The sequence below is a fragment of the Enterobacter sp. MG-EB028 genome, assembly GCF_056673305.1.
In genome coordinates, this window is the sequence record NZ_CP195079.1 from 4,439,014 (window position 1) to 4,461,453 (window position 22,440).

Consider the following 22,440-nt stretch of genomic DNA (forward strand, 5'->3'; position numbering starts at 1 on the left):
CCCACTCAAAGGCTTATGCCTACGTCTTTGCATTTCGCCTGAAGCTAAACGACCACCGGTAACAGTGGCCTGACCTTTCTAGTTGTTACGCCTGCTGGCAATCAGCAATAGCGCCAAGAACGACATCGTGCGACACTCCGCCGCGCACTTCACTCTTCCCTATTGCAAGCGGGAGTACAAGACGCATCTCACCTGCCAATACTTTTTTATCGCGCATCATGTGGGGTAAATACGCTTGCGCCGACATCTCTTGCGGCCCGGTTACCGGCAAACCCGCACGTTCAAGCAGTGCAATGATACGTGCCGTTTCTTCCGGTTTAAACTGCCCAAGGCGTTCAGAGGTGCGGGCTGCCATGACCATGCCGGCCGAGACGGCTTCACCGTGCAGCCAGTTGCCGTAACCCATTTCGGCTTCAATGGCGTGGCCAAACGTATGCCCAAGATTCAGTAAAGCACGTAAGCCCGTTTCACGCTCGTCTGCGGCGACAACTTCCGCTTTCAGCTCACAACAACGACGAATGCAGTATGCCAGTTTCGCCTCATCCAGGCGCAGCAACGCATCCATATTCTCTTCAAGCCAGTTAAAGAACTCGCCATCCAGAATAATGCCGTATTTGATTACTTCAGCCAGGCCAGAAGCCAGCTCGCGCTTCGGCAGGGTTTTCAGACAGTCGAGATCCACCACCACCGACGCAGGCTGGTAGAACGCGCCAATCATGTTTTTGCCGAGGGGATGGTTAACTGCCGTTTTGCCACCCACAGAGGAGTCGACCTGAGACAGCAACGTGGTCGGGATTTGAATAAAACGGACGCCACGTTGGTAGCTTGCGGCCGCAAAGCCGGTCAGATCGCCCACAACACCGCCGCCCAGGGCAAGCAGTGTTGTATCGCGACCGTGCGGTTTTTGCAGCAATGCGGTAAAGACGGTATCGAGCACCGTCAGGCTTTTATACTGCTCGCCATCGGGCAGAATCACACTGTCGACTTTTACGCCTGCCTGCTCAAGCAGGTGGCGTACGCGGTCGAGATAAAGCGGAGCCAGCGTCTCATTGGTGACCAGCATCGCCTGATCACCCGCTTTTAGTGGTAAAAAGGAAGCTGGGTCGTTAAACAAACCAGCCGCGATGGTGATAGGGTAACTACGTTCCCCGAGAGTAACTGTAATCCTCTCCATGACGCGACATCCACCTTTAATGCTTTTACCCGCAGGCGAGTGTATATAAAGCCAGAATCAGTTGCTTTCCAGCATATGAATAATCTGGTTTGCAACCACTTTAGCGCTCTGATCGTCAGTACGAATGGTCACATCGGCAATCTCTTCATACAGCGGATTGCGTTCATCGGCCAACGCTTCCAGAACTTCGCGTGGTGGCGTTTCAACCTGCAGCAGCGGGCGCTTTTTATCGCGCTGCGTACGTGCCAGCTGTTTCTCAATGGTCGTCTCGAGATAGACCACTACGCCACGGGCGGAGAGACGGTTGCGGGTTTCGCGAGATTTCACAGAGCCGCCGCCTGTTGCCAGTACGATGCCCTGTTTTTCCGTGAGTTCGTTGATGACTTTTTCTTCTCGGTCACGGAAACCTTCTTCGCCTTCTACATCGAAAACCCAGCCCACATCAGCTCCGGTTCGTTTCTCAATCTCTTGATCAGAATCGTAAAATTCCATATTGAGTTGTTGAGCTAACTGACGCCCAATAGTGCTTTTGCCGGCACCCATAGGCCCAACCAGAAAGATATTGCGTTTCTCTGCCATTTTATCGGTACTACTAAGACTATTCGTTAATGGTAATCCCCGCTTCGCAGACACCCGGCGTAGCAGGACATGAACTGAAACCTCATATGCAATAGAGCGAGAGTCAGACTAAAAATTATCTCAATACTCCGGCTTGTTTGGCAACTGATTAAATCACCGCGCCGGGCGCATAAGGTAATAAGACGTAAGTCCAACTCAAATCGGTACTCCTTGTATGCTAATTCATGCCCCACGTCAAACATCTGCAACAAACTGAATGCAAAATCATTGCGGGGATCGTTACCCGCTAGTGAATACCGACCAGACGTGGCGTAATAAACACCACTAACTCACGCCGCTCATTATCTTTTCCATCATGGCGAAAAAGCTGTCCCAGCCAGGGGATGTTCCCAAGCCCGGGCACGCTGTCGCTGCCGGTTTTGTTCTTTTGCGAAAAAATTCCGCCCAGCGCCAGCGTTTCTCCACTTTTTACCTCCACCTGGGTTTCTATCTCCTGCTTGTCGATAGCCAGCGTTTCGCCATCGGCCTGCTGCAACACCTGTCCCGGCATGTTTTCACTGATGTGTAACTTCAGGCGCACGCGCCCGCCGGGCAATACTACCGGCGTGACCTCCATTCCGAGTACCGCCTCTTTGAACTCCACCGAGGTCGCCCCGCTTTCACCGCTTGAAACCTGATACGGGATCTCGCTTCCCTGCTTGATGCTGGCCGGTTGCATGTGCGAGGCCAGCAGCCGCGGGCTGGCGATGATATCGACCTGCTGTTTTTGCTCCAGCGCAGAGAGCTCCAGATCCAACAGCCTGCCGTTAATCCGCCCGATGTTAAACCCCACATGCGTGGTAGCACTGGCCACAGAAAGATCGCTGCCAAGCGTCGTGATCTGTCCAACCTTGCCCGCCTCAGTGGCCTCGGCAAGATTCCACTTCACCCCCAACTCACGCAGGCTTTTTTCATTAATGGTGACAATGTGCGCCGCCAGCTCAACCTGCTCGACGGGAATATCCATCTGAGCCGCCCACTGCTGCAGCGCCTCCAGCACCGCCTGGATATCCCTGACCAGCAGACGGTTAGTGCGTTTGTCGACAGATAAACTCCCCTTTGGACTCAGGAGCGTTTCCGCAGCTTTTTGCAATTCTCCGGCATCCGCATAAGAAAATGGGATGCTTTTTGAGACCAGCGGTGCATCAAGTTGACGACGCGCCCGCTCCTGCTCTAAACGTTCCCGCTGCTCGCGCTGCCATGCCGCGGTATGAACATAAAAAATACCGCCCTCCTCACGCAAAACGAACCCGGCGCTGGTGACAACCGTCTGTAACGCCTGCCGCCAGGGGACGCGCGTCAGGTTAAGCGAGAGCATGCCGCTGACATCCGGCGATACCACCAGATTACGGTTCTCCTGCGTAACCAGCGCCTGTAGCACCTGAACCACCGGCACGTCATCCACCACCAGCGTGACCGGCTTTGGCGCGGCGGCCCACAGCGGGCGGCTGAACGCCAGCAGCAACAGCACTATCCTTAACTTCATTTTTATCCTTTCCTTCTCGTTGCCACGCCCATTCTTCGGGATCGCATGTGTCACCCACATCAACAACCAGTTCCGTTTCATTGATGGCCGTTATCCGCCAGCCCGCCGGGAAACGTTCCTGCGCTTTCAGGCGATGCCAGCGCCGTTGCCCATCCTGTAAAATGCCAACGCGCTGCTGCCCTCCTACCATTCCGCGGTAGTGCCACTGTGCCAGCTCGGCTGTGGCGCAGGGGTCATCCGGCGGGCGAAAGGGATCGCGCATGCCGGTCAACAGCAGCGCCGAGCAAACCAGCAGATATCTCGCGCTATTTCGCATGTTCCAGCTCCAGCTGCAGGCGTAACGCCGTACTTTGTGGCGAAAGCGTAAAAGCAGCGACCCATACATCCCGCTGCGCCAGCCGGGAAAAAAGAGAAGGGATCGCCTGCCACTCCGCCTCCAGCGCCAGTTCACCGCCGTTCTGCAACGGCTTCCAGTGAAGGAGCCTTGTGCCCTCCCCCTGAAAATCGAGCGGTGAAAAGGGCTTTAGCTCCAGTGCCGTCCGGGTTTGCGGGCTAAACGGCGCCTGACTGGCGGTGGGCCACAGCGACGCGTTAGTCCGCGCGGCCTGGATCAACTGCTGCTGTCGCTCCGCACACTGCTGCTCTACTGGCCGGAGTAATAGGCCCGATGCTGCCAGCCCCATCAGGAGAATAGTCAGCCCCCCGCAGACCAGCCGACACCAGGGACGACTTTCACACCAGCGTTCTAACAAGGTGTCCACGCGTTACCCCTCGCTTTTCAGGTGCAGAGTGAACATCCAGCGCCCCTGGCTATCCTGCCGGAGTTCCCCCTCTGGCCCGGTCGTAAAGCCGTCTATGTGCCCCAGCCCATTACGTAAGGCAGAGAGCGCCGGCAGGGTCGTGGCATATCCGATCAACATCAGAGCTGGAGGCTGATAACGCAGCTCTGTCAGCCAGACCTGCGCAGGCATAGCGCCAGAAAGTGTCTCCAGCACCCGTTGCCATGCGCGGCGCGGCGGCGTGCCAGCAGGTTTCTGCGCCTCTGCTGTGGGTCGCTGGCGAGACACAAGGCCACGCTGCACGGACTGCGTACCCGCCAGTTGAGCCTGTAGCGCGCGCAGCGTTACCAGATGGTTCATCCTTACGCTAAAAACGGCCAGCAGCATGAGCAGCAATGCGCCGGCAAACACGCCGCCCCAGAAACGCAGGCATCGCGCGCGCCGCTGCTGACGCCAGGGCAGGAAGTTGGTCATGTTCATTCAGGCACCTCGCTCATGGCCAGCGCCAGCGCGACGGTATAGTCAGCCCCGCATTCGGGAAGAGGCGCATGCCAGCGCTGCAGCGTTTCCCATGGGGTTCGTTCGGCATCAAAGAGCGCGATGTCGTTCTGGCTGAGAGCCAGCAGCGCCGCCAGCTCAGTGACGTTTTCTGCTTCAGCGGTATAACGACGCCCCCACTGATGGCGCATGGCCCACAGCCATTGATGCGCATCCCGCCAGGCGACGCACTGCGTCGGCGCTACCGCAGGCAGCAGGTTCGCCAGCGCGCTGGCATCCGGAGTGATGGTAGCCAGCCGCAAACGTAGCGTTTTCGCCAGAGTCAGAAGCGTTTCAACCTCTTTGTTTTGTGCAGCAGTCACGTGGAACGTATTGCTGAAGGTGTCCTGGGTGTAGTCGAAACAGAGGGACTCTGCAGACATCTCCAGTTCGCGCGAGAGCGCCGCCCCCAGCCACGAGAGCTGCTCGCTGTCGCGCAATGCAAGTGCTGGACGGGGCAACGATTTTTGCAGAGTCCGTGCAGCAGGGAAGGAGAGAAACACCCGGTGGTAGTGCGGTAGCGCTTTCCGCCAGCCGCGTAAGGCATCGGCCAGCGCTTCTGGCTGACAAATTTTGCCGTCACGAATGATGCCTTCGGCCAGAGGAATGGCCCACCAGCGGCGTAAGCACCAGCCGCCTCTCTCCCGGGCCAGCGCCGCAATCAGCACCCTATCCTGTTGAATATGCACGCCCGTTTGCCATGTTTTGAAAGCCATGCTTCACGATCTCCTTATCGCCCGTCGCCTTGACGGCTATATCAATGAATCAGGCTTGCCTTTATACTACCGCGCGATTGTTTAGAAACTGCCCAAGTGAAACCAAATGGGAAATCTCCGGTGAAGTTCGTAAAGTATTTATTCATCCTTGCAGTCTGTTGCATTCTGCTGGGAGCAGGCTCGATTTACGGTTTGTACAAATATATTGAGCCACAGCTACCTGATGTCGCCACGCTCCGCGATGTGCGCCTCCAGATCCCGATGCAGGTCTATAGCGCCGATGGCGAACTGATGGCGCAGTATGGCGAGAAGCGTCGTATCCCGCTGACCTTAAACCAAATACCCCCCGTGATGGTGAAAGCTTTTATCGCCACAGAGGACAGCCGTTTCTACGAGCACCACGGTGTCGATCCGGTGGGGATTTTCCGTGCCGCAAGCATTGCATTGTTCTCCGGTCATGCCTCCCAGGGGGCGAGTACCATTACGCAGCAGCTGGCGCGTAACTTCTTCCTCAGCCCCGAAAAGACGCTGACACGTAAGATCAAAGAGGTGTTCCTGGCGATCCGTATTGAGCAGCTGCTGAGCAAGGACGAGATCCTTGAGCTGTACCTCAATAAAATCTACCTGGGCTACCGTGCCTATGGCGTGGGGGCTGCCGCACAGGTGTACTTCGGTAAGCCTGTTGAGCAGCTCACCTTAAGCGAAATGGCAACCATTGCCGGTCTGCCAAAAGCGCCCTCTACGTTCAACCCGCTCTACTCGCTCGATCGCGCCACCTCACGTCGTAACGTCGTCCTTTCACGTATGCTGAGCGAAGGCTATATCAGCCAGAGCGAGTACGACCAGGCGCGTAACGACGTTATTGACGCCAATTACCACGCCCCTGAGATCGCTTTCTCTGCCCCTTATCTGACCGAAATGGTGCGCCAGGAGATGGTGAGTCGTTATGGCGACAAGGCCTATGAAGACGGCTATCGCGTGTACACCACCGTCACCCGTAAAGTGCAGCAGGCGGCTCAGGACGCGGTGCGCAATAACGTGATGGACTACGATATGCGTCATGGCTATCGTGGCCCGTCGAACGTGCTCTGGAAAGTGGGTGAGAGCGCCTGGGACAGCAAAAAAATCACCAGCACGCTGAAAGCGCTGCCAACATACGGTCCGCTCCTTCCAGCCGTGGTCACTCAGGCCGATCCTCAGGAAGCCGTTGCGACGCTGGCGGACGGCACGTCCGTTTCCTTGCGTATGGACGGTATTCGCTGGGCGCGTCCATACCGTTCAGACACCCTGCAGGGGCCAACGCCGCGCAAAGTGACCGACGTGGTACAGACCGGGCAGCAGATCTGGGTACGCAAGGTTGGCGATGCCTGGTGGCTGGCGCAGGTACCGGATGTCAACTCGGCCCTGGTCTCTATCAACCCACAGAACGGGGCGGTAATGGCGCTGGTCGGCGGGTTCGATTTCAACCAGAGCAAATTTAACCGCGCCACGCAGGCCCTGCGTCAGGTCGGTTCCAACATCAAACCGTTCCTCTACACGGCTGCGATGGATAAGGGACTGACCCTTGCCAGCATTCTTAACGACGTGCCAATCTCCCGCTGGGATGCCGGTGCCGGTTCCGACTGGCAGCCGAAGAACTCCCCAGCGGAGTACGCCGGTCCAATTCGTCTTCGTCAGGGTCTTGGGCAGTCGAAAAACGTGGTGATGGTGCGTGCCATGCGCGCGATGGGCGTCGACTATGCGGCAGAGTACCTGCAGCGCTTCGGCTTCCCGGCGCAGAATATCGTTCGCACCGAGTCGCTGGCATTAGGTTCAGCCTCCTTTACGCCGCTTCAGGTCGCGCGCGGATACTCGGTGATGGCTAACGGCGGCTTCCTGGTTGACCCGTACTTCATCAGTAAAATCGAGAACGACCAGGGCGGCGTGCTGTTTGAAGCGAAGCCGAAAATCGCCTGCCCTGAGTGTGATATTCCGGTCATTTACGGCAATACGCCGAAATCCGAGGTGCTCGAAAACAAGGACATGGAAGACCCTGCCGTGTCTCAGGAGCAGCCGAATATCGTCTTACCGCAGCCGCAGCTGGAGCAGGCTAACCAGTCGCTGGTGGCGCAAACCGGCGCGCAGGAGTACGCCCCGCACGTTATCAACACGCCGCTGGCGTTCCTGATCAAGAGCGCGCTGAACACCAACATCTTCGGTGAACCGGGCTGGCAGGGTACCGGCTGGCGTGCAGGGCGCGATCTGCAGCGCCACGATATCGGCGGTAAAACCGGGACAACCAACAGCTCGAAAGATGCGTGGTTCTCCGGCTACGGGCCGGGCGTGGTGACGTCGGTCTGGATCGGTTTCGACGATCATCGCCGTGATTTAGGCCGTACCACGGCATCCGGCGCGATTAAAGATCAGATTTCCGGCTACGAAGGCGGCGCCAAAAGCGCGCAGCCGGCCTGGGATGCCTACATGAAATCCGTTCTTGAAGGCGTGCCGGAGCAGCCGCTGACGCCGCCGCCGGGCGTGGTGACGGTCAATATTGACCGCAGCACCGGTCAGCTCGCAAACGGTGGTAATAGCCGCGCCGAATATTTCATTGAGGGCACGCAGCCAACCACGCAGGCGGTGCACGAGGTGGGAACGGAGATTATTGATAACGGCGAGACGCACGAGCTGTTCTGACAACAAAGCAAAACGGCAACCTCGGGTTGTAATGCCAGTCAGTTAAGCAACTGACTGGCTTTTTTTCGGGGCTGTGGGGTATCTCCAGGGCCTTTCCTTTACCACCCTCGTGAAGGCCCTTTCCCTTCTTGTCGGCAACTTTACCAGTTGCGCCATGCTTTCAAGATCACGCATCAGCTCCGGGATACGCCCTGGTGAAGCGCCCTGCAGCGTCATCAGCATTCTCATGACCATGCCGCATGATTCTGAGAAGCTCAGCTGATTCGGCCAGTATCCTTTCAGATGGCCCGCCATTTTAATCATCTGATATCGCACCAGATTATACGCCAGTAACACGCCCCATAACTCCTGCTCCACAAGCTCCGGCTTTTTACTTCTCAGCGTCAGCCTGCTCAGTTGCATCGTTTGTTTTATCTCCCTGTACCCCAGCTCTATTTCCCAGCGATGGCTGTACAGGTCTGCCATTTCTCCTCCGGGATAGCGCATGGCGTCCGTCATCGACGTCAGCAGATGGCTGACTTTCCCTTTGCGCGTCACGGTCAGCAGGCGGGCTGTCATCTCATCTCCCAGACCCGGCCATTTTTTTCGTGCCTGTGGGCTGGTTTTCAGCTTCACCAGATAGTCGCCTTTACCCAGCTTTCTGACCTCTTCATACTGTGCTCCCTTTCTGAGAGGGAGCATCCAGTGACGGTGTTCTCCCGCCTGGCTCCACGCATTCAGCAACCCCAGCGAGTAGTAGCCTTTATCCATTAACGTCAGGGTGTTATCGCCGGTCTGCTCTATCAGTTGCTCCGCGAGCTCATTTTCACTGTTTTTCATCGTGCCGAAGGCCGCTGCCGTCAGCAGATGGCTGGTCAGCTCCATCTGGCAGACCATTTTTACCTGCGGATAGAGTGCCGGGTTTCCGCCATGCGTCTGGCGGGGAAAGGCGCTGTCGTTTTCCGGCGTGTCCGGTGTTCGCCAGAACACACCATCGATGGCCAGCAGGGTCAGGCCGCACCAGTGCGGATGCGGCGTGGCGTTATGCCAGAGCTGCGCTGTTTGCGTGAACACGCGGCGGACGGCTTCGCTTCCCAGCCGCTGACGGGCCTGGATCACGGCGCTGGGGGCAACGAACGGACGATTGCCGGGTAACATGATATCCAGCCGGTTAACTATCTGATGAAGCGGCTCCTTGCGCTCAAGGGCCATACCGACAATGCACCAGACCATCATTTCCAGAGGAAGGCGCCGTTTGCGTAACGTGACGGTGCCGGATTCTTCAAGGCAGCGGGAAATCAGTTCCGGGTCAAGACAGTCGCCCAGAGAAGTCAGAGGGTTACGCAAAGAATCGTAACGGGATACCAGATCAAGAGCCTGTCCAATGTGCATAAAAAAATCCGGAAACGGGTAAACATTTCCGGATTCTTACACAGCCACTGGATCGGTCAACCGATCCTTAACTGATCGGCATTACAACCTCGGGTTGCCGTTTTTGTGTTTGCTCCCTCTCCCGTGGGAGAGGGTTAGGGTGAGGGCATCAGGCCACTACAGTCTCCCCTGCCCCTTCAGCCACTCCCGGACCAGGAACAGCGCGCTCACGTTGCGCGCCTCGTTAAAGTCAGGGTCTTCCAGCAAATCCATCAGGTGCGCCAGCGGCCAGCGAACCTGCGGCAGCGGCTCCGGCTCGTCTCCCTCAAGCGATTCAGGATAGAGATCTTCAGCCACCACGATATTCATTTTGCTGGAAAAATAAGACGGTGCCATGCTCAGCTTTTTCAGGAACGACAGCTCGTTCGCACCAAAACCCACCTCTTCTTTCAGCTCGCGGTTTGCCGCTTCAAAGACCGTTTCGCCCGGATCGATGAGCCCTTTCGAGAACCCAAGCTCGTAAGATTCCGTCCCCACGGCGTATTCGCGGATCAAAATCAGATGATCGTCGACGATAGGCACAATCATAACCGCTTCGCGCGAGGAGGGTCGCATACGTTCATAAACACGACGCACACCGTTGCTGAACTCCAGGTCCACACTCTCGACATTAAACAGGCGCGATTTAGCGACAGTTTCAACATTCAGAATGGTGGGTTTTTGTAGTGGTTTGCTCATCTTGATGGGGTCTTAGCAGTGTGAACTGGCTTTATTGTGCGATATGCCGCACGGTTTCGGCAATGTCAATCGTTCTTTATTTACATTTATGCAACGTAGCAGGGATCAATCCTCAATTCAAAACAAATGTCAAGAGGTTGAAATGTTTCCAGGAATTTGCTGATATCGCGCCATGGCAGGCTTTGCTATCATCACCGGTCACTGGGATGCGCTTCAGAATGCTCAAGTTCGACTCCATACTTGCCGATAGCCAGCCACAGATTCTCATTCAATGTAAAGGTGCTACTGACTACACCTGTAAGATAAGTAAGATGGGGAAAGCATGAGCACCATTTTGATTGTTCTCGCTGCTATGCTGGTCAGCGCATTGATTGCAGGGTGGCTGTACAGGCGACGCGTACAGCGCCGTTACCGGCTGCCCTTTTTAAATGCCTTCGCGGGTGCGACAACCCGTAAGCTCACGCAAGACGAGCGCGATGCAGTTGAAAACTATCTCGAAACGCTGAACCGTTCTCAGTTAACGCCTGGGCCGACGGGAGCCACCGCTGCGCCTGTCGCGCTTAAGCTGAACGCGCAAAGTGACACCGTGCTCTGCGTGACGCGCTCCATCACGCGCTACGGCATTACGACTGACGACCCCAACAAGTGGCGCTACTACCTTGATTCCGTTGAGGTGCATCTGCCCCCTTCCTGGGAGCAGTACATTAACGACGAAAACAGCGTTGAGCTGATTCACACCGATTCGCTGCCGCTGGTGATCTCGCTCAACGGCCATACCCTGAATGACTATCTTCACGAAGCCCCGCGCTTTGCGCTGGAGCGCACGAGCTCAACGCAGGCCTCTATTCGTGGTGAAGAGACCGAGCAGATTGAACTGCTGAATATTCGTCAGGAAACGCATGAAGAGTACGCTCTGAGTCGTCCGGACGGTATTCGTGAAGCCATCCTGATCGTTGCCGCTTTCCTGCTCTTTTTTGTCTGCCTGCTGACGCCGGACGTCTTTGTCCCGTGGCTGGCGGGTGGCGCAGTGTTGCTTCTGGCGGCCGGGTTGTGGGGACTCTTTGCCCCGCCGACCAAAACCTCGCTGCGGGAGATCCACTGCCTGCGCGGCACGCCAAAGCGCTGGGGCCTGTTCGGTGAGAACGATCAGGAGCATCTCAACAATATTTCACTCGGTATTATTGACCTTATCTATCCGCGCCACTGGCAGCCGTGGATTGCGCAGGATTTAGGGCAGAAAACCGATATTGATATCTACCTTGACCGCCACGTTGTGCGTCAGGGGCGCTTCCTGTCTCTGCATGATGAAGTGAAAAATTTCCCGCTTCAGCACTGGCTCCGCAGCACGGTCATCGCCGGCGGCGCCGGGCTGGTGTTTATCATGCTGCTGCTTTTCGTGCCGCTGGATATGCCCATCAAATTTACCCTTTCGTGGATCAAAGGCGCGCAGACCATCGAGGCGACCAGCGTCAATCAGCTCGATGAAGCGGGCGTGCGGGTGGGCGATACGCTGCGCCTGAAGGGCACCGGGATGTGTAACATCCATACTCCGGGGGCGTGGAACACGCGCCAGAACTCGCCGTTCATGCCGTTCGACTGTTCGCAAATTATCTGGAACGACGCGCCGCCGCTGCCGCTGCCGGAATCTGAAGTGGTGAATAAAGCCACGGCGCTGACCCAGACGGTTAACCGCCAGTTGCACCCGAAACCGGACGATGACTCACGCGTCAGCCCCGCGCTGCGTTCCGCCATTCAGAAATCAGGTATGATTCTGCTGGATGATTTTGGCGATATCGTTCTGAAAACCCAGGATTTATGCTCCACGCAGGATGAGTGCGTACGCCTCAAAAACGCGCTGGTTAACCTCGGGAACAGTAAAGACTGGGACTCGCTGGTGAAACGCGCCGAAGCGGGACGACTGGATGGCGTCAACGTGCTGCTGCGTCCGGTCAGCGCGGAGTCGCTGGATAACCTGGTCGCGACGTCGACATCGCCGTTTATGATGCGCGAAACCACCCGGGCGGCTCAGGCGCTCAACAGCCCGGCGCCGGGCGGCTTTGTGATTGCCAGCGATGAAGGCAGCGACCTGGTCGATCAGCCTTACCCGCAGGTTGCGCTTTACGACTACCCGGCGCAGGAGCAGTGGAGCCAGTTCCAGCGCCTGGCGCAGATGCTGATGCAAACGCCGTTTAGTGCCGAAGGGATTGTTACAAGCATCTACACCGACGCCAACGGCACCCGCCATATCGGCCTGCACCGGATGCCGGACAGCGCAGGATTGTGGCGTTACATTGGCACCTCTCTGCTGATGGTCGCCATGCTGATCGCCATTTTCTGGAACGGTTTTATGGCGCTGCGCCGCTACCAGCGCTCGCGAACGCGTCTGGCTGAGATCCAGCAATATTACGAGAATTGCCTCAATCCTAAGCTGATCCCCTCCTCTGAGAGCCTGATCTGATAACGTCGTTGCGCGACAAGATGTGCTACCCTGTCGCGCACGTTTCTTCTGGCTGGAGTTCCCCCCTATGCATCTTGATATCGACTGGCAGCAGGTCGACACCGTTCTGCTGGATATGGACGGCACGCTGCTCGATCTCGCCTTTGACAACTATTTCTGGCAAAAGCTGGTGCCGGAAACCTATGGTGAACAGCAGGGTATCTCCCCGGCAGAAGCGCAGGCGTTCATTCGTTCGCAATATAGCGCGGTGCAACATACGCTAAACTGGTACTGTCTGGATTACTGGAGCGAGCGCCTCGGTTTGGATATTTGTGCCATGACCACCGCCCAGGGACCACGCGCCGTGCTGCGCGAAGATACGGTTCCATTCCTGGACGCGCTGAAAGCCAGCGGCAAGCGCCGTATTTTGCTGACTAACGCGCATCCACATAACCTGGCCGTGAAGCTGGAGCACACGGGGCTGGCGTCGCACCTTGATTTATTACTTTCTACCCACACATTTGGTTATCCGAAAGAGGATCAGCGGTTGTGGCATGCGGTGAAGGAAGAGACCGGCCTGCAGCCGGAACGCACACTGTTCATTGACGACAGCGAGCCCATTCTGGATTCCGCGGCAACGTTTGGCATTCGCTATTGTCTGGGCGTTACCAATCCTGACTCTGGCCTGGCTGAAAAACGCTATCTGCGCCATCCGGGGCTGAACGACTACCGCCAGATGATCCCCTCACTAACCGTGAAGGAGACGCCATGAAAGAAAAGCCCTCAGACGGGGTAAGACTGGATAAATGGCTGTGGGCAGCCCGTTTTTATAAAACGCGCGCCCTTGCCCGCGAGATGGTTGACGGCGGTAAAGTGCATTACAACGGCCAGCGCAGCAAGCCGAGCAAGCTGGTTGAGCTGAACGCCACCTTAACGCTGCGCCAGGGCAACGACGAACGTACGGTAGTGATTAAAGCCATTACCGAACAGCGGCGGCCCGCATCGGAAGCCGTACTGCTTTATGAAGAGACGGCTGAAAGCGTTGAAAAGCGCGAGAAGACCGCGCTGGCGCGCAAAATGAATGCGCTGACCATGCCCCACCCGGACCGGCGACCGGATAAAAAAGAGCGCCGCGATCTGATGAAATTTAAACACGGTGAGAGCGAGTAACCCTCACCCGCACGAGAGATGAAAATGGCCCAACACGACCAATTACACCGCTATCTGTTTGAACAATTCGCCGTGCGCGGCGAGCTGGTCACCGTATCCGAAACCTGGAAACAGATTCTGGAAAACCACAACTACCCGCTGCCGGTGAAGACCCTGTTGGGCGAACTGCTGGTTGCCACCAGCCTGCTGACCGCAACGCTGAAGTTTGCCGGCGATATCACCGTGCAGCTGCAGGGTGACGGCCCGATGACGCTGGCGGTGATCAACGGCAATAACCAGCAGCAGATGCGCGGCGTAGCGCGCGTTCAGGGCGACGTGCCTGAAAATGCAGACCTCAAAACGCTGGTGGGCAATGGCTACCTGGTGATCACCATCTCCCCGGAGGAAGGTGAACGCTATCAGGGCGTGGTCGGTCTGGAAGGCGATACCCTGGCAGCCTGCCTGGAAGACTACTTCATGCGCTCCGAACAGCTCCCAACGCGTCTGTTCATCCGCACCGGTGAAGTGGACGGCCAGCCTGCTGCGGGCGGCATGCTGCTGCAGGTTCTGCCTGCACAGGACGCGCAGACCAATGACTTTGAGCATCTGGCGACGCTGACCGAAACCATCAAGGCGGAAGAGCTGTTCAACCTGTCGGCGACCGACGTGCTGTGGCGTCTGTATCACGAAGAAGAAGTGACCGTGTACGATCCGCAGTCCGTGGAGTTTAAGTGCACCTGCTCACGCGAGCGCTGCGCTGGCGCACTGAAAACCCTGCCGGATGAAGAGATCGACAGCATCATGGCTGAAGACGGCGAAATTGATATGCACTGTGACTACTGCGGTACGCACTACGTGTTCAATTCGATGGATATCGCTGAGATCCGCAACAACGCCTCCCCGGCGGATCCACAGGTTCACTAAACCTCTTTCCCCCTCACCCTCTCCCCAAAGGGGAGAGGGAACGTGAACCCCCTCTCCCCTTTGGGGAGAGGGCCGGGGTGAGGCGCAGCCCCAAAAGCTGAATCGTTTTCATAATGTAACTCTTACGTAATTTTCTTACATGTATGCGATTACATTCACATTCTTTCCGATAAAATCACCAGTCTTTAACCTTTTCGGAACATTTTCCCCAACCAAAAAGCGATTCCTGCGATAATCCGCCTGCACTGTGACTGGAGTCGCAGCGTTTTCCGTTAGTAAGGGTTTTATCCAGATGCACAAATCTATGAGCCCCGTCGCGGTTAACATCCCCAGAAAAACCCTACAATTTCAGGCAGTACATATTGGCTAAGGAGCAGTGATATGCGTGTTACTGGTTTAACCCCGCAAGATCTCAAGGCTTATGGTATTCACGACGTCCAGGAAGTCGTCTACAACCCCGATTACGATACGCTGTATCAGGAAGAGCTCAATCCAGCACTGGAAGGATACGAGCGCGGTGTGTTGACGAACCTTGGTGCTATCGCCGTCGATACCGGTATCTTTACCGGTCGTTCGCCGAAAGATAAGTATATCGTCCGCGACGAAACCACCCGCGATACGCTGTGGTGGGCTGACAAAGGCAAAGGGAAGAACGACAACAAACCGCTCTCCCCGGAAACCTGGCAGCACCTGAAAGGGCTCGTCACCCATCAACTTTCCGGCAAGCGTCTGTTCATTGTCGACGCTTTCTGCGGCGCTAACGCCGATACCCGCCTTTCCGTGCGTTTCATTACCGAAGTGGCCTGGCAGGCGCATTTCGTTAAGAATATGTTTATTCGTCCGACCGACGAAGAGCTGCAGGACTTCACACCTGACTTCATCGTGATGAACGGTGCGAAATGCACCAACCCACAGTGGAAAGAGCAGGGCCTGAACTCTGAGAACTTCATTGCCTTCAACCTGACCGAGCGTATCCAGCTGATTGGCGGTACCTGGTACGGCGGCGAAATGAAGAAAGGGATGTTCTCGGTCATGAACTACCTGCTGCCGCTGCGCGGTATTGCCTCCATGCACTGCTCGGCGAACGTCGGCGAGAAAGGCGACGTGGCGGTATTCTTCGGCCTGTCCGGCACAGGGAAAACCACGCTCTCCACCGATCCAAAACGCCGTCTGATTGGCGATGACGAGCACGGCTGGGACGATGACGGCGTGTTTAACTTCGAAGGCGGCTGCTACGCGAAGACCATTCGCCTGTCTGAAGAGGCCGAGCCGGATATCTTCCATGCGATCCGTCGCGACGCGCTGCTGGAAAACGTCACCGTACGTGCCGACGGCTCTATCGACTTCGACGATGCGTCAAAAACCGAAAACACCCGCGTCTCTTACCCGATCTACCACATCGACAATATCGTGAAGCCGGTGTCAAAAGCGGGCCATGCCACGAAGGTGATTTTCCTGACGGCGGATGCGTTCGGCGTGCTGCCTCCGGTGTCCCGCCTGACCGCCAGCCAGACGCAGTACCACTTCCTCTCTGGCTTTACTGCCAAACTGGCGGGTACCGAGCGTGGCGTCACGGAGCCAACCCCAACCTTCTCCGCCTGCTTCGGCGCGGCATTCCTGTCGCTGCACCCGACGCAGTACGCTGAGGTGCTGGTGAAACGCATGCAGGCATCCGGCGCGCAGGCCTACCTGGTCAACACCGGCTGGAACGGTACCGGCAAGCGTATCTCTATCAAAGATACCCGCGCCATTATCGACGCCATTCTGGATGGTTCACTGGATAATGCCGAAACCTTCACGCTGCCGATGTTTGATCTGGCCATTCCGACGGAACTGCCGGGTGTGGACACGCGTATCCTCGACCCGCGCAATACCTACGGTTCGCCGGAGCAGTGGCGCGAGAAGGCGGAATCGCTGGCGAAGCTGTTTATTGAGAACTTCGAGAAGTATACCGATACCCCGGCGGGTGAAGCGCTGGTGAGTGCGGGTCCGAAGCTGTAGGTAAAAGCAAAAAGGCAACGAAAGTTGCCTTTTTTAATGTTTTCTCCCTCTCCCCGTGGGAGAGGGCCGGGGTGAGGGCATCAGACCGCACTATCCCTCTTTCACCTGCCCCCGCGTCACCGGTACCGGTAGCCAGGCGCGAATGCTCAACCCACCCCGCTCACTGGTACCGATCTCCAGCAATCCGTTATGGTTATCGATAATACGCTGCACAATCGCCAGGCCTAAGCCCGTACCGCTGGTGCTGCGCGCGCTATCGCCGCGCACAAACGGCTGGAACAGATGCTTACGCTGCTCGGGCTTAATGCCCGGACCGTCGTCTTCCACCTGGAACCAGGCGCGGTTGAGTTCAGACCCGCTGCTGACCTTAATCCAGCCGTTACCGTAACGCGCCGCATTGACCACCATGTTAGCCACCGCACGCTTAATGGAGAGCGGGTGCATACGAACCTGAATTTCACCGTCCTGAAGGTCAGTGTCAATTTCACGTTCATAACCACTTTCTGCGGCCACCACTTCGCCCAGCACCGCGTTCAGATCGGCCATTTCCATTGGCATTTCCTGGCCGGTGCGCAGGTAGTCGATGAACTGCTCGATGATGGCGTTACACTCTTCGATGTCCTTGTTAATGGACTCGGCGAGATAGCCGTCCTCTTCCCCCATCATCTCCGTCGCCAGACGAATACGCGTTAGCGGGGTGCGAAGGTCATGACTGACGCCTGCCATCAGCAGCGTACGGTCGTCCGCCAGTTGCTTCACGCCTGCCGCCATATGGTTAAACGCGCGCGTTACCGAACGCACTTCAGAGGCACCATATTCGCGCAGCGGAGGAGGAATGATGCCTTTACCGACCTGCAGCGCCGCGTGCTCCAGGTCGACCAGCGGTCGGTTCTGGATACGGATAAACAGCCACGCGCCACCTATCGCCAGCAGCATAATGGCCAGGGTGTAGCGGAACAGCGGCGAGAAGTCGCCCTGATGAATTTCGGTCAGCGGAACGCGCACCCAGATGTTGGGTGACAGCCAGGTTTTCAGCCAGACGACGGGCGAGCTTTTGTTGACCTCAACGCGCACTTCCGTTGGGCCACCCAGCTGCTGCGCCATCTGCTGGCTGAGAAATTCGTAGTGCTGCGCCCAGCGCAGGCCAGCGTCTTCCGCCGCCTCATTCGAGTAGAGCGAAATGCCCAGCTCACGGTAAATTTCACGGCGAAATGCCGGGGGAACAACCAGCTGCGTACCGTCCTCCAGCTGCAGCTTATCGGTCATCAGCATACGCACTTCGTAGGCCAGGACCTTATTAAACTGCTGGAGGCTCGGCAGGATCGCAAAGTTCAGCACCACCAGGTAGGTCGTCACCAGGCTGACGAACAGCAGGGTGACGATCAGCAGCAGGGTGCGGGCAAACGAGCTTCGCGGCGAGAAGCGCATTCGCCTCATGCTTTAGAGCCGTCCGGGACAAATACGTAGCCCAGACCCCACACGGTCTGAATATAACGAGGATGCGCCGGATCTTCTTCCACCATGCGGCGCAGGCGAGAGATCTGCACGTCGATGGAGCGTTCCATTGCGGAGTATTCGCGACCGCGCGCCAGGTTCATCAGCTTGTCACGGGAAAGCGGCTCGCGCGGGTGGCTGACCAGCGCTTTCAGTACCGCAAACTCGCCGCTGGTGAGCGGCATTGGTTCGTCTTCACGGAACATCTCGCGCGTGCCGAGGTTCAGCTTGAACTTGCCGAAGGCAATCACCGCTTCTTCCTGCGACGGTGCGCCAGGCAGTTCGTTCGCCTGACGGCGCAGCACGGCGCGAATACGCGCCAGCAGTTCACGCGGGTTAAACGGTTTTGGAATGTAGTCGTCCGCGCCGATTTCGAGGCCCACGATACGGTCAACTTCCTCGCCCTTCGCCGTCACCATGATGATCGGCATCGGGTTGCTCTGGCTGCGCAGACGGCGGCAAATAGAAAGCCCGTCTTCGCCCGGCAGCATCAGGTCGAGAACCATCAGGTGGAAAGATTCACGGGTCAGCAGACGGTCCATCTGCTCAGCGTTCGCGACGCTACGAACCTGGAAGCCCTGCTCGGTCAGATAACGCTCCAGCAGCGCGCGCAGGCGCATGTCGTCATCCACGACCAGAATTTTGTAGTTCTCTTGCATTGTGTGTACTCCCAAAGGTTCGGATAGTCTTTGTAACAGCGTATTCTAAAAAAGTGCACGTATTCGACCAGTTAATTCTGGTATAAATTCTAGTCGAAATTGTTACAAAGCATATTTAACAGCAGCTTATCTGTTCATTTCATCACATAAATCATTATTAATCCTGTCTGTTACACTGTGCGCTACGTATTGTGCGCAAAGACAGTTAACCGGCATTAAAGGCTGCACCATGAAAACGCCCCTGATCACCCGCGAAGGGTACGAGAAACTCAAGAAAGAGATGGATTACCTGTGGCGCGAAGAGCGTCCTGAGGTGACCAAAAAGGTGACCTGGGCGGCCAGCCTGGGCGATCGCAGCGAGAATGCGGATTACCAGTACAACAAAAAGCGGCTGCGCGAAATTGACCGCCGGGTTCGCTACCTGACGAAGTGCCTCGAGAATCTCAAAATTGTCGATTACTCCCCACAGCAGGAGGGCAAAGTGTTCTTCGGCGCGTGGGTGGAAATTGAAAACGATGACGGTGACACCCTGCGTTTTCGCATTGTCGGCTACGATGAAATTTTTGGTCGTAAAGATTACATCTCCATCGACTCCCCGATGGCCCGCGCGCTGCTGAAAAAGGAAGTGGGCGATCTGGCCGTCGTTCAAACCCCAGCCGGTGAAGCCAGCTGGTACGTCAATGAGATCGTCTACGTAAAATAGTCCGAGAGCGCCCTCCCCGGCTGGCATTTTGCCGTGTCAGCCCGTATAACTATCCCCTGATTTTGACCCACAAGATGATAAAGCCATGATGAAAGATTCGCTCTGCCGCATTATTGCGGGTGAACTTCAGGCCAGAGCCGAACAGGTAGAAGCTGCCGTTCGCCTGCTTGATGAAGGGAACACCGTGCCGTTTATTGCACGCTATCGTAAGGAAGTCACCGGCGGTCTGGATGACACGCAGCTGCGTAACCTGGAGACCCGTCTGGGCTATCTGCGCGAGCTGGAAGAACGTCGTCAGGCGATCCTCAAATCCATCGGCGAACAGGGCAAGCTGACCAGCGAGCTGGAAAGCGCCATTAACGGCACCCTGAGCAAAACCGAACTCGAAGATCTCTATCTGCCGTACAAACCGAAGCGCCGCACGCGCGGGCAGATTGCCATCGAAGCGGGCCTTGAGCCGCTGGCCGACCTGCTGTGGAATGAGCCGTCTCACGACCCGGACACCGAAGCGGCGAAATTCATCGACGCCGACAAAGGCGTCGCGGACACCAAGGCCGCTCTGGACGGCGCGCGCTACATCCTGATGGAGCGCTTCGCGGAAGACGCTGCCCTGCTGGCCAAAGTGCGTGATTACCTGTGGAAGAATGCCCACATCGTCTCTACCGTCGTCGCGGGCAAAGAGGAAGAAGGCGCGAAGTTCCGCGACTACTTCGATCACCACGAACCGATTTCAACCACCCCTTCTCACCGCGCGCTGGCGATGTTCCGCGGCCGCAACGAAGGCGTGCTCCAGCTCTCCCTGAACGCCGACCCGCAGTTTGACGAGCCGCCGAAAGAGAGCCACTGCGAGCAGATCATTATCGACCATCTCGGCCTGCGCCTGAACAATGCCCCGGCGGACAGCTGGCGCAAAGGCGTAGTGAGCTGGACCTGGCGCATCAAGGTGTTGATGCACCTGGAAACCGAGCTGATGGGCACCGTGCGCGAGCGCGCTGAAGATGAAGCGATTAACGTTTTCGCCCGTAACCTGCACGACCTGCTGATGGCCGCTCCTGCCGGCCTGCGCACCACCATGGGTCTCGATCCGGGCCTGCGTACCGGCGTGAAGGTCGCTGTGGTTGACGGCACCGGCAAGCTGGTCGCCACCGACACCATTTACCCGCATACCGGACAGGCAGCGAAAGCCGCCGTCGTGGTGGCGGCGCTGTGCGAGAAGTACAACGTGGAGCTGGTTGCCATCGGTAACGGCACCGCATCACGCGAAACCGAGCGTTTCTACCTCGACGTGCAGAAGCAGTTCCCGAAAGTGACGGCGCAGAAAGTGATCGTCAGCGAAGCGGGCGCATCGGTCTACTCCGCCTCTGAGCTGGCGGCGCAGGAGTTCCCGGACCTGGACGTTTCCCTGCGCGGTGCGGTCTCTATTGCCCGTCGCCTGCAGGATCCGCTGGCCGAACTCGTGAAGATCGACCCGAAATCCATCGGCGTGGGCCAGTACCAGCACGACGTGAGCCAGACGCAGCTGGCGCGCAAGCTGGATGCGGTGGTGGAAGACTGCGTAAACGCCGTCGGCGTGGACCTGAACACCGCCTCCGTTCCTCTGCTGACCCGCGTGGCGGGCTTAACCCGCATGATGGCGCAGAACATCGTGGCCTGGCGTGACGAGAACGGCCAGTTCCAGAACCGTCAGCAGCTGCTTAAAGTGAGCCGCCTGGGGCCGAAAGCGTTTGAGCAGTGCGCGGGCTTCCTGCGCATCAATCACGGCGATAACCCGCTGGATGCTTCTACCGTTCACCCGGAAGCATACCCGGTTGTTGAGCGCATCCTGGCCGCTACTCAGCAGGCGCTTAAAGACCTGATGGGCGACAGCGGCGCCCTGCGCAACCTGAAAGCGGTGGACTTCACCGACGAAAAATTTGGCGTGCCTACCGTCACCGATATCATCAAAGAGCTGGAAAAACCGGGCCGCGATCCGCGTCCTGAGTTCAAAACGGCGACCTTTGCTGACGGCATCGAGACCATGAACGATCTCCTGCCGGGCATGGTGCTGGAAGGCGCGGTGACCAACGTCACCAACTTCGGCGCGTTTGTGGATATCGGCGTGCACCAGGACGGTCTGGTGCATATCTCGTCCCTTGCCGACAAGTTCGTTGAAGACCCGCACACCGTGGTCAAAGCGGGCGACATCGTGAAGGTGAAAGTGCTGGAAGTGGATCTGCAGCGCAAGCGTATCGCCCTGACCATGCGTCTGGACGAGCAACCGGGCGACACCAACGCGCGCCGTGGCGGCAACGGTGGAGGCCGCGAGCAGCAGCGTCCGGCCGCGAAAGCCGCAAAACCGCGCGGGCGTGATGCACAGCCTGCGGGCAATAGCGCGATGATGGACGCGCTGGCGGCCGCGATGGGTAAGAAACGCTAAGGCAACAACGCCCCCCTCACCCTAACCCTCTCCCCAAAGGGGAGAGGGAACTTTAACACCCTCGCCCCTTTGGGGAGAGGGTTAGGGTGAGGGGAATAAAACATCTCGAAATATATGAAACCGATTGCACAGCCATATTTAAACCACTAATTATCACCCCGTTAACAAATATCCCTCTTTTCATTTTCCCGGCAATTCAGCAAATATTGAGCAAGGTCAATCAGACCGCAAATTAATACGATTAACAACATCCCGTCACATTTTTATTATTGCTGATAAAAACTATTCTCATTATCATCGCAGTGTAGATTATTTAACCTCTCGTGGAATCAGGCATTATGCAATTCACTCCAGACAGTGCATGGAAAATTACCGGTTTTACCCGCGAAATTAGCCCGGCCTATCGGCAGAAGCTGCTGTCACTGGGCATGCTGCCCGGCTCATCATTCCAGGTCGTGCGCGTAGCGCCGTTGGGCGATCCTGTCCATATCGAAACCCGGCGCGTGAATCTGGTTCTGCGCAAAAAAGACCTCGCATTAATTGAAGTTGAATCTTTATCCCGTTAACAAGCCAGCGGTTTCGGTGG

At 57.1% G+C, this 22,440-nt stretch carries 20 protein-coding genes; 9 read left to right on the forward strand and 11 right to left on the reverse strand.

Annotated elements, in window-relative coordinates; translation table 11 throughout:
- Nucleotides 1-85 precede the first annotated feature (85 nt).
- The 7 genes from aroB to ACR42C_RS21200 form a co-directional block, all read right to left on the reverse strand.
- Nucleotides 86-1,174, reverse strand: a complete 1,089-nt coding sequence (gene aroB / locus ACR42C_RS21170; RefSeq protein WP_116342694.1) for a 3-dehydroquinate synthase — start codon at nucleotides 1,172-1,174, stop codon at nucleotides 86-88.
- 57 nt (nucleotides 1,175-1,231) lie between these two features.
- Nucleotides 1,232-1,753: a shikimate kinase AroK gene (aroK, locus tag ACR42C_RS21175; RefSeq protein ID WP_003861630.1), complete on the reverse strand. Its 522-nt coding sequence runs from the start codon at nucleotides 1,751-1,753 to the stop codon at nucleotides 1,232-1,234.
- Between the two features lie 286 nt (nucleotides 1,754-2,039).
- Nucleotides 2,040-3,278, reverse strand: a complete 1,239-nt coding sequence (gene hofQ / locus ACR42C_RS21180; protein ID WP_479984525.1) for a DNA uptake porin HofQ — start codon at nucleotides 3,276-3,278, stop codon at nucleotides 2,040-2,042.
- The gene (locus tag ACR42C_RS21185; RefSeq protein WP_163330650.1) at nucleotides 3,190-3,594 is read right to left on the reverse strand and encodes a HofP DNA utilization family protein; all 405 of its coding nucleotides are present in this window, start codon (nucleotides 3,592-3,594) and stop codon (nucleotides 3,190-3,192) included. Before ACR42C_RS21185 ends, hofQ begins: the two co-directional genes overlap by 89 nt.
- On the reverse strand, nucleotides 3,584-4,039 hold the full coding sequence (locus ACR42C_RS21190) for a HofO family protein (RefSeq protein ID WP_479984526.1): 456 nt from the start codon (nucleotides 4,037-4,039) through the stop codon (nucleotides 3,584-3,586). The genes ACR42C_RS21185 and ACR42C_RS21190 overlap by 11 nt, the downstream gene beginning before the upstream one ends.
- Before the next feature lie 3 nt (nucleotides 4,040-4,042).
- Nucleotides 4,043-4,537, reverse strand: coding sequence for a PilN domain-containing protein (locus tag ACR42C_RS21195; RefSeq protein WP_316380248.1), 495 nt, complete (start codon nucleotides 4,535-4,537; stop codon nucleotides 4,043-4,045).
- Nucleotides 4,534-5,310, reverse strand: a complete 777-nt coding sequence (locus ACR42C_RS21200; RefSeq protein WP_163330647.1) for a type IV pilus biogenesis protein PilM — start codon at nucleotides 5,308-5,310, stop codon at nucleotides 4,534-4,536. The genes ACR42C_RS21195 and ACR42C_RS21200 overlap by 4 nt, the downstream gene beginning before the upstream one ends.
- Before the next feature lie 120 nt (nucleotides 5,311-5,430).
- Between ACR42C_RS21200 and mrcA the strand changes: the two genes are divergently transcribed.
- Nucleotides 5,431-7,983, forward strand: coding sequence for a peptidoglycan glycosyltransferase/peptidoglycan DD-transpeptidase MrcA (gene mrcA, locus ACR42C_RS21205; protein WP_116342705.1), 2,553 nt, complete (start codon nucleotides 5,431-5,433; stop codon nucleotides 7,981-7,983).
- 42 nt (nucleotides 7,984-8,025) lie between these two features.
- On the opposite strand, the gene ACR42C_RS21210 is transcribed toward mrcA, so the two are convergent.
- Together ACR42C_RS21210 and nudE are read right to left on the reverse strand one after the other, a co-directional pair.
- The gene (locus ACR42C_RS21210) at nucleotides 8,026-9,354 is read right to left on the reverse strand and encodes an IS4 family transposase (RefSeq protein ID WP_479984527.1); all 1,329 of its coding nucleotides are present in this window, start codon (nucleotides 9,352-9,354) and stop codon (nucleotides 8,026-8,028) included.
- 156 nt (nucleotides 9,355-9,510) lie between these two features.
- Nucleotides 9,511-10,071 (reverse strand): ADP compounds hydrolase NudE, encoded by a 561-nt coding sequence (gene nudE / locus ACR42C_RS21215; RefSeq protein WP_008503041.1) that lies wholly within the window; start codon nucleotides 10,069-10,071, stop codon nucleotides 9,511-9,513.
- A gap of 322 nt (nucleotides 10,072-10,393) precedes the next feature.
- Between nudE and ACR42C_RS21220 the strand changes: the two genes are divergently transcribed.
- From ACR42C_RS21220 to pckA, 5 genes are all read left to right on the forward strand, one after another.
- Nucleotides 10,394-12,529, forward strand: coding sequence for an intracellular growth attenuator family protein (locus ACR42C_RS21220; RefSeq protein WP_163330646.1), 2,136 nt, complete (start codon nucleotides 10,394-10,396; stop codon nucleotides 12,527-12,529).
- A 67-nt stretch (nucleotides 12,530-12,596) separates the two neighbouring features.
- Nucleotides 12,597-13,280 (forward strand): GMP/IMP nucleotidase, encoded by a 684-nt coding sequence (gene yrfG, locus ACR42C_RS21225; RefSeq protein ID WP_014885534.1) that lies wholly within the window; start codon nucleotides 12,597-12,599, stop codon nucleotides 13,278-13,280.
- Nucleotides 13,277-13,678, forward strand: coding sequence for a ribosome-associated heat shock protein Hsp15 (gene hslR, locus ACR42C_RS21230; protein WP_028014669.1), 402 nt, complete (start codon nucleotides 13,277-13,279; stop codon nucleotides 13,676-13,678). The genes yrfG and hslR overlap by 4 nt, the downstream gene beginning before the upstream one ends.
- A gap of 18 nt (nucleotides 13,679-13,696) precedes the next feature.
- Nucleotides 13,697-14,581: an Hsp33 family molecular chaperone HslO gene (gene hslO, locus ACR42C_RS21235; RefSeq protein ID WP_161495995.1), complete on the forward strand. Its 885-nt coding sequence runs from the start codon at nucleotides 13,697-13,699 to the stop codon at nucleotides 14,579-14,581.
- Nucleotides 14,582-14,962: 381 nt separating this feature from the next.
- Nucleotides 14,963-16,582 carry a phosphoenolpyruvate carboxykinase (ATP) gene (pckA, locus tag ACR42C_RS21240; protein ID WP_045259359.1) on the forward strand — a complete coding sequence of 540 codons (1,620 nt, stop codon included), beginning with the start codon at nucleotides 14,963-14,965 and terminating at the stop codon, nucleotides 16,580-16,582.
- Between the two features lie 90 nt (nucleotides 16,583-16,672).
- On the opposite strand, the gene envZ is transcribed toward pckA, so the two are convergent.
- Together envZ and ompR are read right to left on the reverse strand one after the other, a co-directional pair.
- Nucleotides 16,673-18,019, reverse strand: a complete 1,347-nt coding sequence (envZ, locus tag ACR42C_RS21245) for a two-component system sensor histidine kinase EnvZ (protein WP_233003202.1) — start codon at nucleotides 18,017-18,019, stop codon at nucleotides 16,673-16,675.
- Entirely contained in the window at nucleotides 18,016-18,735 is a 720-nt protein-coding gene (ompR, locus tag ACR42C_RS21250; protein WP_001157751.1) for an osmolarity response regulator transcription factor OmpR, read from the reverse strand. Before ompR ends, envZ begins: the two co-directional genes overlap by 4 nt.
- Before the next feature lie 229 nt (nucleotides 18,736-18,964).
- On the opposite strand from ompR, the gene greB reads away from it, so the two are divergent.
- From greB to feoA, 3 genes are all read left to right on the forward strand, one after another.
- Nucleotides 18,965-19,438 (forward strand): transcription elongation factor GreB, encoded by a 474-nt coding sequence (greB, locus tag ACR42C_RS21255; protein ID WP_014885539.1) that lies wholly within the window; start codon nucleotides 18,965-18,967, stop codon nucleotides 19,436-19,438.
- A gap of 85 nt (nucleotides 19,439-19,523) precedes the next feature.
- Entirely contained in the window at nucleotides 19,524-21,854 is a 2,331-nt protein-coding gene (locus tag ACR42C_RS21260) for a Tex family protein (protein ID WP_479984528.1), read from the forward strand.
- Between the two features lie 338 nt (nucleotides 21,855-22,192).
- Nucleotides 22,193-22,420 (forward strand): ferrous iron transporter A, encoded by a 228-nt coding sequence (gene feoA / locus ACR42C_RS21265; protein WP_006177893.1) that lies wholly within the window; start codon nucleotides 22,193-22,195, stop codon nucleotides 22,418-22,420.
- The last annotated feature ends 20 nt before the right edge of the window (nucleotides 22,421-22,440 follow it).